10 protein-coding genes are annotated in these 14,868 nt (G+C 43.7%); 9 read left to right on the top strand and 1 reads right to left on the bottom strand.

Features of this window, described 5'->3' with window-relative positions; translation table 11 throughout:
- The first annotated feature begins 11 nt into the window (after positions 1–11).
- The 3 genes from BR06_RS0109805 to BR06_RS0109795 all read left to right on the top strand — a co-directional run bounded on the left by BR06_RS0109805 (position 12) and on the right by BR06_RS0109795 (position 5,123).
- Positions 12–2,204 carry a sensor histidine kinase gene (locus BR06_RS0109805; RefSeq protein WP_031482463.1) on the top strand — a complete coding sequence of 731 codons (2,193 nt, stop codon included), beginning with the start codon at positions 12–14 and terminating at the stop codon, positions 2,202–2,204.
- Between the two features lie 118 nt (positions 2,205–2,322).
- Positions 2,323–3,726, top strand: coding sequence for an HD domain-containing phosphohydrolase (locus tag BR06_RS0109800; protein ID WP_051676994.1), 1,404 nt, complete (start codon positions 2,323–2,325; stop codon positions 3,724–3,726).
- A gap of 11 nt (positions 3,727–3,737) precedes the next feature.
- Positions 3,738–5,123: a sigma-54-dependent transcriptional regulator gene (locus tag BR06_RS0109795; protein ID WP_031482459.1), complete on the top strand. Its 1,386-nt coding sequence runs from the start codon at positions 3,738–3,740 to the stop codon at positions 5,121–5,123.
- 240 nt (positions 5,124–5,363) lie between these two features.
- On the opposite strand, the gene BR06_RS0109790 is transcribed toward BR06_RS0109795, so the two are convergent.
- On the bottom strand, positions 5,364–6,059 hold the full coding sequence (locus BR06_RS0109790; protein WP_031482457.1) for a carbonic anhydrase: 696 nt from the start codon (positions 6,057–6,059) through the stop codon (positions 5,364–5,366).
- Between the two features lie 270 nt (positions 6,060–6,329).
- On the opposite strand from BR06_RS0109790, the gene BR06_RS0109785 reads away from it, so the two are divergent.
- The 6 genes from BR06_RS0109785 (at position 6,330) to BR06_RS0109760 (ending at position 14,868) form a co-directional block, all read left to right on the top strand.
- Positions 6,330–8,630 carry an Orn/Lys/Arg family decarboxylase gene (locus BR06_RS0109785; protein ID WP_031482455.1) on the top strand — a complete coding sequence of 767 codons (2,301 nt, stop codon included), beginning with the start codon at positions 6,330–6,332 and terminating at the stop codon, positions 8,628–8,630.
- Positions 8,631–8,762: 132 nt separating this feature from the next.
- On the top strand, positions 8,763–10,229 hold the full coding sequence (locus BR06_RS0109780; protein WP_031482453.1) for an amino acid permease: 1,467 nt from the start codon (positions 8,763–8,765) through the stop codon (positions 10,227–10,229).
- Positions 10,230–10,288: 59 nt separating this feature from the next.
- A complete protein-coding gene (locus BR06_RS0109775) occupies positions 10,289–11,638 on the top strand; it encodes an amino acid permease (protein ID WP_031482451.1) in 1,350 nt (449 codons plus the stop codon).
- 380 nt (positions 11,639–12,018) lie between these two features.
- Complete coding sequence (locus BR06_RS0109770) at positions 12,019–13,071, top strand: ABC transporter substrate-binding protein (protein WP_034602982.1); 1,053 nt, start codon at positions 12,019–12,021, stop codon at positions 13,069–13,071.
- Positions 13,052–14,101 carry a FecCD family ABC transporter permease gene (locus tag BR06_RS0109765; RefSeq protein WP_031482446.1) on the top strand — a complete coding sequence of 350 codons (1,050 nt, stop codon included), beginning with the start codon at positions 13,052–13,054 and terminating at the stop codon, positions 14,099–14,101. Before BR06_RS0109770 ends, BR06_RS0109765 begins: the two co-directional genes overlap by 20 nt.
- Positions 14,092–14,868, top strand: a complete 777-nt coding sequence (locus BR06_RS0109760) for an ABC transporter ATP-binding protein (protein ID WP_031482444.1) — start codon at positions 14,092–14,094, stop codon at positions 14,866–14,868. Before BR06_RS0109765 ends, BR06_RS0109760 begins: the two co-directional genes overlap by 10 nt.

Genomic DNA, 14,868 nt, shown 5'->3' with positions numbered 1-14,868 from the left:
CCAAATCATTTATGAGCGAAAAATCTATTAAAGTAAGTGTCCCTGACACTAAGCAGCGCAAAAAAAGACAGCGTGAATATGTTCTGGCATTTCTCTGTCTGCTCATTTTTGTGGCGCTCAGCGTTGTTCAGCTTAAATATATCGGTGTAAACTCATATCTATTTGTCGGTCTTTTCAACCTGAACTTCATTCTTCTTCTTGTTGTCCTTTTCATTGTTGTACGGAACGGAGTTAAGCTTCTTTTAGAACGACGCAGGAAAGTGCTCGGCTCCAAACTTCGGACGAGAATGGTCCTTTCATTCATGTCCCTTTCTCTTGTCCCGACATTGCTCATGTTTTTCATGGCGATGCAGTTCGTGCAGGTATCTGTGGACTATTGGTTTAAGAATCAGGTGGAAGAATCCATGGTCCAGTCCCTTGAACTGGGCCGCGCCTTTTACGCATCAGCGCAGGAAGGCCTTGAGCGTAGAGGAAACAACGTCCTCGGAGCTATCAAAGAAAGCCGCTACGCTTGGGGTGGGAAAACCATGAACCAGTTCCTCGCCACCAAACTGGTTGAATATGACCTCGGCCTGCTCGGAGTAATCCAGCCGGACGGGGACAAGCTAAACTGGCACTCCGAAGGCTCATGGGAAAAAGCATGGTCGGAAATCGAGGCTAAAGTAGACTGGGATAACATGAGAGAGAACCCTCATTTCTGGTCAACCATACATCCTATGCCCGGCAACGACATGGTTATCGGGGTTTTACCTGTTGATGATGCGCGCACCGGCTTTCTTATTATCGGTGATAATATCGGGCAGGGACTGCTTTTCAAGTTAGACCGGGTTGTTAGAGGTCTTGATGAGTACAAACAACTCAAGACCCTTAAATATCCACTGAAAATGAGCTTGTACCTCACTCTTGGCGTGACAACTCTACTTATCATTCTCGGCTCCATCTGGTTCGGGTTCAGACTGTCAAAAGAATTGTCTGCTCCTATTCAGGCTTTGGCGGCAGGTTCGCAAAGAATTGCGCGCGGAGACCTTTCCGTGCGACTCGAGGACAACTCTGATGATGAACTGGGGTTCATGGTTCAGTCATTCAACCGTATGGCGGAAGATCTCGAAGATAGTCAGAAAAGTCTGAAAACGGCCAACGAACGATTAGCTCAACAGAATCAGGAACTTGAACGTAGAGGCCGCTACATGGAAGCGGTTCTGAACAACATTACTGCGGGCGTTATCTCACTCGATGAAAATGGAAAAATCAGCACGGTAAATGATGCTATCGAAGAAATGCTCGGTATCAATGCCCGCTTTGTTCACGGCAAAGATCCTCTCGCACTGCTCCCTGAAGGTGACCTGGCCTCGCTCATTTCAGACGCACGGTCTCATATGGCATCAAGCCCGTATTCGCAGTGGCAGAGACAGCTCTCGCTGACCGTGGACGGCCGTCACCGTAAATTTCTGGTCAATGTTGTCGCGCTCAAAACTTCCAGCAGCAGCAACGGCATTGTTGCAGTATTTGAAGATATTACTGAGCTGGAAAAAATGCAGAGGATCGCGGCATGGCGAGAAGTGGCAAGACGCATCGCTCATGAAATAAAGAATCCGCTGACCCCTATCAAGCTTTCAGCACAAAGGTTGCAGAGAAAATTCGGTCCACAGATCGAAGATGGAGTTTTCCGCGAAAGCACAGAGCTTATCGTCTCTCAGGTTGAACATCTGCAACAGATGGTTCAAGAATTCTCTGCCTATGCAAAACTACCGGAAGTTAAGCTGAATCCCGGCAATATGACTCCGCTACTCGAAGAAATTGTCAGCATGTATAACAACAGTCACACTGACATTTCATGGAAACTGGAATTGCTCACAAAAATACCTGACCTTGAGCTTGATACTGAAGCCATGCGTAGGACGTTGATCAATTTACTCACCAACGCCGCCGAAGCTTTGGGAGAGTGCGAAAATCCTACAGTCAATATTACTGCGATGCATGACTCCACTCTGGGATGGCTGAGAATTGAGGTTCAGGACAATGGACCGGGCCTGACTTCTGACGAAAGATCAAGAATGTTCGAACCCTATTTTTCAAGTAAAAAAAGTGGAACCGGTCTCGGGCTTACTATTGTAAAGTCGATTATAACCGATCACCGTGGATTCATTAGAGTTAAACCTTCGGAGCCGCACGGGACAACTTTTGTCATTGAATTGCCAACTTAATAAGGTACTCCTTGTGCTTGCCTGAAATAATAACTCATGGTTAAAGTACTTTTATTATAACAATTCCCACACTGTTGAATATATTTTACATAGCTAGCTAAAAATACCGAGCACTATTATGATTCCTTACTCACCACAGCCAGAATACGGCAACGAAGGATCTCGAATACTTATTGTTGAAGATGAGGCCATCGTTGCTCTCAACATCAAAGGGAGCCTTAATGCTCTAGGCTACACTGTCATCGGAGTTGTATCTACCGGGGAAAAAGCTATCGAATTAGCTATTGCGCAATTGCCGGATCTTATCCTTATGGATATTATGCTTGAAGGCGACATGGACGGAATAGAAACTGCAGAAGAAATCAACAAAGAACATTGTATTCCTGTCATTTACATCACTGCATATGCAGACAAAGAAACTCTCTCCCGTGCTAAAATAACCGAACCTTTTGGTTATATTATAAAACCATTTGAAGACCGCGAATTAAGTCTGACCATTGAAATGGCTCTATACAAACATAGAGCTGAATGCGCTCTAAAAGAAAATAGACGCTGGCTTAAAACTACATTTAACAGCATTGGCGATGCAGTTATTACCACCAACAAAAATGGACAAATAAAATCTATTAACAAAACAGCTTCACTCATGCTTGGGTGCTCAGCAGAATATATTTTTGCAAAAGATTTCAATTCAGAAGTGAACATGGCAGACCCTATAAGTCTTAAATATCTTAATATATTAGACGACTTCGCTAACAGTGAAGAAAACACAATTCAAATTGATGACGCCATTTTAAAAACCCAAAATAAACATATTCCTGTTTCAGTAAGTATTTCCGGAATCAAAGATCGCAAAACAACTATAGGCACTGTAATTGTTTTGAGAGATATTTCTCAGATAAAGAAGAGTGAAGCAGCTCTTAAAAACAGCCTTAAGAAATTGCGGCACACATTTGATGAAACTGTTGCATCCCTCGCAATCATGTCTGAAAAACGTGATCCGTATACTTCTGGACATCAGCAGAGAGTTGCCGAACTTGCTTGTAAAATCGCTATAAAACTTCAAATGTCCGTGGAAGAGATTCATTGCATAAAGGTTGCGGGCATTCTTCACGATGTGGGGAAATTTTCCATCCCAGCTGAAATATTATCAAAGCCTACAAAACTCACCGACATCGAGATGAGTTTAGTAAAAACGCACCCTGAAGTCGGTTATGAAATTCTTAAAGGTATATCCTTCCCGTGGCCAGTGGCTAAGATTGTACATCAGCATCACGAACGTATAAACGGATCAGGTTATCCGGCCGGGCTTTCCGGCAACAACATTATTCTTGAAGCGAGAATAATAGCTGTTGCCGATGTCGTGGAGGCTATGAGTTCCCATAGACCATACCGTCCGGCTCTCGGATTCGAAAAAGCTGCAGACGAAATAATTCGTGGACGCGGAACCCATTACGACCCAAATATAGTTGATGCCTGCATCGCTGTTATAAAAAATGAAAACTTTTCTTTCGATAAATAGCGGAAATACTCATGAACAAAAGCATACTCATTGTCGATGATGAAGACGGAATCAGGTACTCACTTAGAGGCATTCTGGAAGACGAAGGATTTGAGGTTGCTGAAGCCGGTAGCGGTGAAGCAGCGTTAAAATCTTTGTCAGAAGACATGCCTGATCTAGTCTTTCTGGATATCTGGCTGCCAGGTATGGACGGTCTTGAAGTTTTAGACCGCATCAAGAAAGAATGGAAATGGCTACCAGTGGTCATGATTTCCGGCCATGGCAATATTGAAACTGCCGTATCAGCTATCAAAAAAGGCGCCTTTGATTTCATAGAAAAACCACTTTCGCTTGAAAAAGTAGTTATCACAGCGGAAAAAGCGGTCGAATTTTCACGTTTGCAATCTGAAAACAAAGCTCTGAGAACACGCATTGAAACAGAGCAGCCCGCCAAACTTACCGGACGTTCTGACGCTATTGTGTCCATGCGTGAAGTAATCGGGCAAGTTGCACCCACAGATGCATGGGTACTCATCACCGGAGAAAACGGAACAGGCAAAGAAATTGTAGCCCGTTCAATACATTCTTTAAGCCTTAGAAAAGATAGGCCTCTGGTCGCCGTAAACTGCGCAGCTATTCCGGAAGAACTCATTGAGTCCGAACTATTCGGACATGAAAAAGGGGCTTTTACCGGGGCTGAAAGAGCGCAGGAAGGCAAATTTGAGCTTGCGGACACTGGAACTTTATTTCTTGATGAAATTGGTGATATGAGCCTTAAAACACAGGCTAAAATACTTAGAATACTCCAAGAGCAATGTTTTGAAAGAGTCGGCGGGCGTAAAACTATTAATGTAAATGTACGCGTGATAGCAGCGACCAATAAAGATCTTTTCCAAGAAATTAAAGAAGGCAACTTCAGAGAAGATTTATACTACAGACTCAAAGTATTCCCACTTGAAGTGGCTCCACTACGTGACAGATCAGAAGATATCCCGCTGCTTATCAAAGAATTCATAACTCGCCTCAACAGACAGCATGGTTTCAAACCGCTAAACTTTACAGAGGCGGCCTTAACTGTCCTGAGCGAATACTCATGGCCCGGAAATGTGCGGGAACTGAAGAATTTCGTTGAACGTATGCTCATTATGTTCGGAGGAAAAGAAGTCGGTCCTGACAAACTTCCCCCCGAAATAGCTGACGGACCTAGAGCTGAAAGGTGCAATCAAGATCAAATTCCACTGCCACTTCCTGAAGGGCAACTTGATTTCAAGAAAGCCCGTGCAGACTTCGAAGCTAAATTCCTCGAAATAAAATTAAAAGAGTTCGGTGGATCAGTTTCCAAACTTGCCGAAGCGGTAGGCCTGGAAAGGAGCTCACTATATCGCAAGCTTAAATCTTACGAAATTCAAGTTGAATAAGTAGATCATTCTGCACTGGCGGCAATACTGCTATCCTTAGTTTGTTCCTTAGCTTTATACATGGCCGTATCAGCCCACTTAATAAGCTTCTCGCGGTTTGTTTCATGATCTGGATAAAACGTCCCTATGTTTCGGAACTGGACTGGAAACCTTGCTGCAAAGGATAATTCTTACAGCCCAGCGCCTGCAAAAAATATCCTTTTACGTTAAAAAAAACCAATCGTTCTTTAATTCATTCTGCTACGGACCAAGCCAGCGAATAGCTCCTGTGTCTGTGTCGTAAATAGCACCCATAACTTGTGCCTTACCGGATCTTACTTTTTCAAGCACCCCCGGACAGCTCCCCAAAATATCACGCATTACCTGCCGAACATTTGTTTCAGTAACTTTATCCACAAGCTCGTCACCCTTAAGTGATGGATATAAAACCTTTGTCATCTTGATGGACGGATTTAACTTACCTACCAGCTGAACCAGATATCCTTTAACCGGAATCTTCTCCACAGCCGCTTTAATCACACTGTTTCGTGTATGTCCCATCACAATCAATAGCGGAGTTTCAAGCGTAATCATTGAATATTCAACTGAGGCAAGAGTATCTGTACCAGCAACATTTCCTGCGGTACGAACGGTAAATAAATCGCCTAGTCCTCGATCAAAAATGAGCACGGGGTCCACTCTGGAATCTGCTCCGGAAACAACTGTGGCGAAAGGATGCTGCCCCTGCAAAGCTAAAACTTTACGCTGGTGCGATGTTTGATTCGGATAAACGCTGGAACCTTTTACAAAACGCTGATTTCCTTCTTTCAAAAGACCAATCGCCTGATCAGCATCGATAGCTACCTTATTGGGTAAAGCCCCATTGCGAGCAAAGCTGATTCCGGCAGTAAGGGATAGTAGAATCAGTATAATGAAAATTGAAAACAGCTTTCTCAATTTGGTCTCCGCCAGTTGAAGTGATTTAAATTTAATAGATAGACCATACATACCTGATGCATGTTTTTGCAAGCACCCACACCAAACTCTTTTTATGGTTATTCGGCTAAATTTTTACCTTTATCAAATTTAATAACACCACAATTATGCAAAGAATATAGCTATTCTATTTGATTTGATATATGCGTAATTTAAATAAAAATTCCATTTATGTCAGGCTAGTGCTTTATTTATAAAAGTATTTTGAAACGTTAGAAAGGAGTATGCGGGATGAAAATAACTAAACATTCTTGGCCTGTTTTGATTGTTTCAGGGCAGTTTGAAGCGATGAATGACGAAGGACTAAGGCTCCGTGAACTAGAAGAAGAACTCATCGAAGTGCAGGAGTGCTCGGTAGTTCCATCCTATAGTTATGAAGATGCTATCGAAATTTTCATGTCCCGCGCGGATCTTGGCGCTGTCGTCATTGACTGGGACATTCAAGACGAGCGGCCAGATGAGAAAATTGGGCCCGAACTACTTCTTGATGCTATCCGCAAGCGTAATAAAAAAATCCCTGTCATTTTACTTACCGATCGTACTGCAATGGAAGACTTACCAACCAGAGTTTTACAAAAAATCAATGAATGCCTCTGGAAAACTGCCGATACATCTGAATTCCTTGCAGGTCGCGTTGAAACAGTGCTCCTTGAATACGTTAAAGGTGTGTATCCGGTATTCTTCGGCGCAATGGTCAAATATTCAGATGCTTACAAATACGCTTGGCATACCCCCGGACATATGGGTGGTGAAGGTTTCATGCGATCCCCTGCCGGCGTAGCAATGCATAAATTTTACGGCGAAAATGTATTCCGTTCCGACCTTTCCATTTCAGTGCCAGAGCTTGGCTCTCTGCTCGATCATGAAGGCGTTGTCGGGGATGCTGAAAAGAATTCTGCCCGCGTATTCGGAGCCGATCAGACATATTACGTTTTGAACGGTACATCCAACGTAAACCAGATTATCTGGCGAAGTCAGCTAGTGCGTGATGATATCGCATTTGTTGACCGCAACTGCCATAAATCACTCAACTACTCCATGGTCATTACTGATGCGTATCCTATATATATGGTTCCGCGCCGTAATAAACGAGGCATTATCGGACCTTGTCGACTATCTGAATTCTCTGAAAAATCCATTCAGGCCAAAGTTAAAGAAAATAAGCTGATACCTGACAATATTAAGTCGTCCAGTGTTAAGATGTCTGCGCTTACTAACTCCACCTATGACGGCATCTGCTACAATGTTATCAACATCAAAAAGCAGCTCCAAAAAAGCGTTGATAACCTTCATTTCGATGAAGCATGGTTCGCATATGCTCGCTTTCACCCTATGTATAAAGATCATTTCGGTATGGCTGATGATGACCTTAATGAGAACCATCCGCCAATCTTCTGTTCACACTCCACTCACAAGCTTCTCATGGCCTTTTCACAGGCATCCATGCTTCATGTGAGAGACGGAAGTCATGTAAAAATTGATCCTGATGAGCTGAATGAATCATATATGATGCATGGCTCTACATCGCCGCAGTACAGCATGATTGCCTCGCTCGATGTCGCAACTAAAATGATGGACGACAGTGGTGAAGTTCTAATGAACGACACAATCCTCGACGCCATTAACTTGCGCAAAAAAGTATCTAAGATTGCCAAGGAAATGAAGGACGAAGGCGATTGGTTCTTCGAAATGTGGCAGCCTGCAAAGGTTGATATGGACGGAGAGATTAAAAACTTCGAAGATGTTCCTACTCAGTATCTCTGCGATAATCAGAAACCTTGGGTCTTCAGTTCAAAAGATGATTGGCATGGATTCGATGATATCGAAGACAATTACGCTATGCTCGATCCTATCAAGTTGACCTTCACGACACCGGGCTTGAAAGAAAACGGTGAGATGTATGACGAAGGAATCCCTGCTTCAATCGTTACCAACTACCTTATTAATCACGGTATTGTTTGCGAAAAAACAGATTACTATTCCTTCCTGCTCCTTAACTCCATGGGCACAACCAAGGCCAAGCAGGGATCACTCCTTGCCGGAATGCTGAAGTTCAAAGAGCTATACGATGCGAACACTCCTCTGGTCCAAGTTCAGCCGGACCTAGTACAGAGCTTCCCTGAAGCATATGCAAAAGTTGGGTTGAAAGATCATTGTAACGCCATCCACAACTACTACAAAGAACACAAGCTAATCGACAAAATGCAAGCTGCATTTCAGGTAATTCCAGATCAGGCAATGAAACCTTCGGAAGCTTACCATTCAGTTGTTCGTAAGAATGTTGAATATGTAGAGCTTGCTAATATGAAGGGCCGCATTCCTGCTGTAATGGTTGTCCCTTACCCTCCCGGTATCCCAGTAATTATGGGCGGGGAAATCTTGAATGAGAAAGCTGACGCTATTTATGAATACCTTGAAGCACGTCAGGATTTCGAGAACATATTCCCCGGATACGAAAGTGATATTCACGGAGTTGAGCGCATTGAGCGTGAAGGTAAAAAGTACTTCAGAACTATGTGCGTAAAGAAATAAACTGCTAATAATTGCGGTTTATTAGGGATATGCGAACGTCCCTGTTAAACAAATTAATAATTTAAATATGAGTCCTTAGAGACAAGCTTTTAAGGACTCATATTTTTAAGAGCAATCAGGCCCCAAAATATAATGGCTGAATCAATCAAACCAAAGAAATCCAGTAAATTAAGCGTATTCACCCTGATGATGATCAACGTGGCGGCTATTATGTCGCTTCGTGCATTGCCGGGCCTTGCTGAGTATGGCTGGTCGCTAATTTTCTATCTGACCGTTGCGTCACTATGCTTCTTCATTCCTTCTGCTCTGGTATCAGCGGAGCTTGCTTCCGGCTGGCGGGGCGAGGGTGGTGTATACTTGTGGGTGAAGGAAGCCTTCGGTCCCAAGTGGGGATTTGTCGCGATCTTTATGCAATGGGTTGAAAATCTCCCGTGGTTTCCGGCAGTACTTGCTTTCGGAGCATCGGCCATTGCCTACACTTTTGATCCAGCTCTTGCTGAGAACAAATGGTTTATTGTGGGAGTTATTCAGGTTGCGCTTTGGGTTACAACCTTTTTGAACTTTAGAGATATGAAACTTTCGGCTTTTTTCAGTTCATCCGGCGCTATAGTGGGAACCATCATCCCGGGAATTTTGATTATTATTCTAGGCATTGTGCATGTTATATCCGGAAAGCCTCTAGAGATAACCTTTTCAGCTTCCGCAATGATTCCAAATATGGACAGTTTGCAACAGTTGATGCTTCTTGCAGCTATGCTTGTTTCATTTCTCGGTATGGAGATGTCTGCGGTTCATGTTAATGAAGTTGAAAATCCTGCTAAGAATTACCCCAAGGCCATTTTTGCGGCTTGTGCAATCATTATAGCCCTTTCCACTTTAGGATCTCTTGCAATTGCCATGGTTATTCCAGCTGGCGGCGTAAGTCTCAGTGCTGGAGTATGCCAGGCTTTTGATAAGCTATTCCAGATTCATCACATGCCGTTTATGACTCCGATCATATGTTTTCTACTCGCTTATGGCGCACTGACCATGGTTGTTACATGGATGGTCGGCCCGTCTAAAGGTATCCGTGTCGTTGCGAAAGAAGGCTATCTTCCTAAATCATGGGAGAAGGTTAATAAGTACGGAATACCTACAAATATTTTAATTATCCAGACGAGCCTTTCCGCAATTCTCTCACTTGTAATTTTGTATATGCCGACAGTCAGTAGCGCGTTCATGCTTATGAGTGCTCTTGCAGCTCAGCTATACCTCATTATGTATCTGCTGATGTTTGCAGCAGCTATCAAGCTTCGTTACACGCATCCCGAAGTTAAGCGCGGTTATACAATTCCCGGCGGAAAACTTGGTATATGGATCGTGTCATCCGTTGCAATGGTTACCTGTTTGTTCGTTATCGGGTTTGGCTTTATTCCGCCCCACGCTGTTCGCTCGCAAGGGATGTGGTCGTCAATTTACTATGTAGGTTTTCTACTCACAGGAGTGATTGTTTTCACGTTGGTTCCTTTGGTTTTCTATCACCGCGCTATGCGTAGAAAATCACAAATAGAACTCAGCTTACAAGCTGCTGCTGTTTCACCTGTTACGATTGAACCTTAAAATTATTAACTAGAGAATATTTCAAATTTTGTAATTTAACGACGAGAAGGAGATGCAAAATGGCCACAGCTGAACACAAAAAAATGGGCGTAATTGCGTGTACCGCAGTTGTTGCCGGAAACATGATGGGTTCGGGAATAGCTCTGCTTCCGGCAAACTTAGCTGCCATCGGCAGTATTTCTGTCATCGGCTGGGGTATTGCCTTAGTTGGAGCGCTGGCACTTGCGTACGTTTTCTCCAGACTTGGTATGGAAGACCCGCAAGAGGGTGGTCCTATCGCCTATGCCGGAGAAGTTGCGCCTATTTTGGGCTACCAATCCGGCCTTCTCTACTACCACGCCAACTGGATAGGCAACATTGCCATCGCGATTACCGGTGTGGATTACTTATCAACTTTCTTTCCGGCCCTACAGAATCCAATTTATTCAGGTATAACTTCCATAGCGCTTATCTGGTTTTTCACTGGAATTAATATTCTAGGTGCAGACTGGATCGGGAGACTTGTTTCAGTTGGAGTTGTGCTGCTTTTAATTCCTGTGATCATTACGGGAACAGCGGGTTGGGCTTATTTTGACATGGCGCAGTTCAATAGCAATTGGCTTATGGAAGGACACACTCCCGATTCCGCAATACTTGCGGCGATCATTCTCTGCATCTGGTCCTTTATCGGAGTGGAAAGTGCCTCGGTTAACACCGCTATTGTAAAGAATCCAAAACGCACCATTCCTATTTCAACCATGGTAGGAACCGCGCTGGCTGGCGGAGTTTACATCCTTTCCTGTACTGCTATTTCCGGCATGTTTCCCGCAAAAGTAATGGCGGCATCCGGCGCACCTTTTTCACTGGCAATGGGCCATATCTGCGCCAGTCTTCCTTTCGCAGCGTATGTTCCTAAGCTCGTTTCAGCCGTAACAGCATTTGCCTGTCTGGCCTCGCTTGGTTCGTGGATGATGCTTGTTTCACAGGCTGGTTGCAGAGCTTCCAATGATGGAACTCTTCCTAAAGCTTTTGGAGTAAGAAACAGCCACGGCGTTCCTGTTATGGGACTTGTATTCTCATCTATAATGATGAGCGTGCTTCTCGTAATTCTTATGTTCATGTCCAAAGGCGGAAACACGCAAAGTTTGTTCGGAAACATTGCATCCATCGCAGTGTTATTGACCTTACCGCCTTATTTCTATTCAGCTCTCAATCTTCTACGCCGCTATGGATTCAAAGCGAAAAGAGCATGGCTGCAAATCTGTTCTGCAATTATAGCCTGCGGATTCTGTCTGGTAGCTTTATCCGGCGCAGCAAAAAGTGCGCTTATCGGTTGCATGATAGTTATGCTCTGCACATTCATCTTTTATGTAGGCAAGGATCGTAGTGCTTTTGAGAAGAAGGTTAATGCTGAGAGGGATAGCGCATAACCGACTATTTTCAAAAATGGCTTTAAGACAAAACAGCTCATGCGTTTACGTATGGGCTGTTTTTATTATGTCTGATATTTCATAATAAAATAACTGTATAATGCTCGATTAAGCTTAAGTAAGTATGCAGCTGGAGAGTGATCGGGATGCAAATAGATTTCCTGCGTTTTTATATATGCAATCACTACATAAAAATAGAGAGATGTTATGATTATAGAGCATCATAATAACTAATGCTGTACCATTTTACAACTAAGAGTAATTCGCATTGCTGAGCCTTACACACTCTGTTATGTCAAAAAACACATATAAAGATCCAGTGGTCATTATGTTGTTGGGGGGATGATTGGGATTAACAATTTTCTAATAGAAGGATGTCTATGAAAAATTTCAGAATTTTAAACTTGTTGTGCGCTCTTGCACTAAGTTGTCTTGTTCTTTTTGCTGGCCCGGCAATGGCAGAGCGTAGCGTAACAGATCAGCTTGGCAGAACTGTTACTATACCGGATGTTGTTAACCGCGCAGTTATTTTGCAGCATCAGACACTAGACATTGCTATCCAGCTTGGTGCTGCTGATTCAGTCGTAGGTATCCTTGAGAAATGGGAAAAATATCTTCCCGGCGCAGCAAAGAGCATCAAAAATATCGAAAATATGCCCACTCCCGGTGGTCTTAAAAGCGTGAATATGGAAACACTGCTCACGCTTAACCCAGACATTGTTTTTGTAACTCACTACGCTCCTAAAGATATGATCGAGCAGATTACAACCGCTGGTATCCCAGTTGTAGCTATCACCCTTTATAATGCCGGTTACGAACAAGCATCTGTACTTAATCCTGAATTAAAAGACGCAAGTAAAGCTTATAACGATGGACTGAAAGAAGGCATTAACATCATTGCTGACATTTTCAGCAAACAACAGAAAGCTGAGAAGTTAATTGCAGTTATCAATGCTAATCAGAAAATATTGAAATCCCACTTGGGAACAATTGAAGAAGCCAAACGTGTACGTTGTTACATGGCTCGTTCCAACTTAAGAACTTACGGACGCGGTAAATACACCAGCGTTATTATGGAACGTGCAGGCGGAGTTAATGTTGCTGCTGCAGAAATAGTTGGATTCAAAGAAGTCTCAATGGAAGATGTGCTCCGCTGGAACCCTGAAGTTATTTTTGTTCAGTGGCGTCACCGCAAAGTTGCAAAAGATTTGACCACTGACCCTATATGGAAACAGATCAACGCAGTTAAGAACAATAAAGTTTTTATTTGCCCTGAATACGTAAAACCTTGGGGACACGCACTACCTGAGTCTATGGCTCTAGGTGAACTATGGATGGCAAAAACACTTTATCCTGAAAAATTTAAAGATGTTGATTTATCTGCTTTAGTTCAATCTTACTACAAAGAATTCTATGGCGTCTCATACAAATAAGTCTGCAATAAATAGCGGCAGGGACAACCGGAGTAAGTGGTCTATTTTACTCTGGGTGGCTCCTGTCGCCGCTTTATGCCTAGGCCTTGTCTGGGGTAGATATCCTGTTAAACTTACTGAAGTACTGCTTGTTCTCGGCAACTACGTAGGATTACCAGTAACAGGGGAATGGTCCAGTGTTGTAGAAACCGTGGTTCTGCATGTTCGTTTACCAAGAGTACTCGCTGCCATGCTTATCGGTGGAGGTTTATCTATTTCCGGCGCTGCATTTCAAGGTCTTTTTCGTAACCCGCTAGTTTCTCCATATGTTCTTGGAGTTGCATCAGGCGCAGGTTTCGGAGCTGCCCTTGGAATAATCATCTGGAATCAACCTGTAATGATTCAAGGCTGCGCATTTTTATTCGGGATGGTCGCAGTTGGTTCTGCTTGGCTGATGAGTAAGTTTTATAAAGCCAGCGGTTCAATGATCATAGTGCTTGCCGGTGTAATTGTAGGCGCTTTTTTCCAATCATTATTATCTCTGGTCAAATATCTTGCCGATCCTGACGATAAGCTGCCCATGATAGTCTACTGGCTTATGGGCTCTCTATCTTCTATCGCTATGAAAGATTTATATACTGTTCTTCTTCCCATGGGACTATGCATGGTAGGCCTTTTAATGGTGCGCTGGAGACTAAATGTGATTTCTTTCGGGGATGAGGAAGCCAGAACCCTCGGGGTCGAGGCAGGCAAGTTAAGATTCGGGGTGGTTATTGCGGTTACGATTATCACAGCAAGTGCCGTTTCCGTCAGCGGCATCGTAGGCTGGGTCGGCCTTGTCGTTCCTCATCTTGCCAGAATGTTAGTCGGGCCGGATTATAGACGGCTGATGCCCGCCAGCCTTGCTTTAGGGGCTTGTTACCTTGTGGTTATTGATGGCATTGCCAGAAATATCAGTGCGGCTGAAATTCCACTTGGAATTCTTACTGCAACAGTTGGTGCACCGTTTTTTGCTTGGTTATTAGGTAAAGGGAGAACAGGATGGGCGTAGTTTTAACCGTTTCCGATCTCACATTTGCTTATGATGGCGTGAATCCTGTCTGGTCAGGTATTACGCTCGAAGTACATGCTGGTGAAGTTTTATCTGTGCTTGGACCTAACGGCACAGGTAAATCTACTTTGCTACGCTGTATGGCAGGGCTACATGTGCCATCAAACGGTCAGGTAACCATCGAAGGCAACAAAATAGGAAATATGAGCCGTAAAGAGATTGCACAGGCCATTGCTTTTGTTCCGCAGATGCACACTCCGGTCTTTTCATTTACAGCTATTGAGGTCGTCGTTATGGGCCGCACTGCCCATATAGGTATGTTCGCTTCACCTTCAGCAAATGATTATTCGGTTGCTGAACAGGCAATGGAGACTCTTGGAATTCTTGACCTAGCAAAGAAATCCTATAACGAAACCAGTGGCGGAGAACGTCAGCTGATTTTGTTTGCCAGAGCACTTGCGCAGGAATCTCGTATTCTTCTGCTGGATGAACCAACCTCACATCTGGATTTTGGGAATCAGGCCAGAACACTGGTACTTGTACGCAAACTTGCTGATCAAGGGTTAGCCGTTGTAATGACAACACATTTTCCAGACCATGCGCTAGGATTTTCTGAGCGTACGGCATTGATTGCAGACGGACTCTTACAAGGGTATGGAATTACTAATGAAACATTAGATCCTGAGATGTTGAGTCGCTTGTATGGTTTACCTGTAGAAGTCTGCACTCTTGAGGGCGGAGATAAAGTCTGTATCGCACGTGCATGA

It is taken from the genome of Maridesulfovibrio frigidus DSM 17176, from assembly GCF_000711735.1.
Classification (GTDB): Bacteria; Desulfobacterota; Desulfovibrionia; order Desulfovibrionales; family Desulfovibrionaceae; genus Maridesulfovibrio; species Maridesulfovibrio frigidus.
Note: the sequence above shows the minus strand (reverse complement) of the source record. Positions and strands in the feature narration are given on the sequence as shown.

Bases quoted from the DNA above. Each gene is read 5' to 3' on its own strand.
- BR06_RS0109785 (WP_031482455.1), top strand. From the start codon at position 6,330: ATGAAAATAACTAAACATTCTTGGCCTGTTTTGATTGTTTCAGGGCAG.
- BR06_RS0109765 (WP_031482446.1), top strand. From the start codon at position 13,052: ATGGCGTCTCATACAAATAAGTCTGCAATAAATAGCGGCAGGGACAAC.
- BR06_RS0109780 (WP_031482453.1), top strand. From the start codon at position 8,763: ATGGCTGAATCAATCAAACCAAAGAAATCCAGTAAATTAAGCGTATTC.
- BR06_RS0109775 (WP_031482451.1), top strand. From the start codon at position 10,289: ATGGCCACAGCTGAACACAAAAAAATGGGCGTAATTGCGTGTACCGCA.
- BR06_RS0109800 (WP_051676994.1), top strand. From the start codon at position 2,323: ATGATTCCTTACTCACCACAGCCAGAATACGGCAACGAAGGATCTCGA.
- BR06_RS0109805 (WP_031482463.1), top strand. From the start codon at position 12: ATGAGCGAAAAATCTATTAAAGTAAGTGTCCCTGACACTAAGCAGCGC.
- BR06_RS0109760 (WP_031482444.1), top strand. From the start codon at position 14,092: ATGGGCGTAGTTTTAACCGTTTCCGATCTCACATTTGCTTATGATGGC.
- BR06_RS0109770 (WP_034602982.1), top strand. From the start codon at position 12,019: ATGAAAAATTTCAGAATTTTAAACTTGTTGTGCGCTCTTGCACTAAGT.
- BR06_RS0109795 (WP_031482459.1), top strand. From the start codon at position 3,738: ATGAACAAAAGCATACTCATTGTCGATGATGAAGACGGAATCAGGTAC.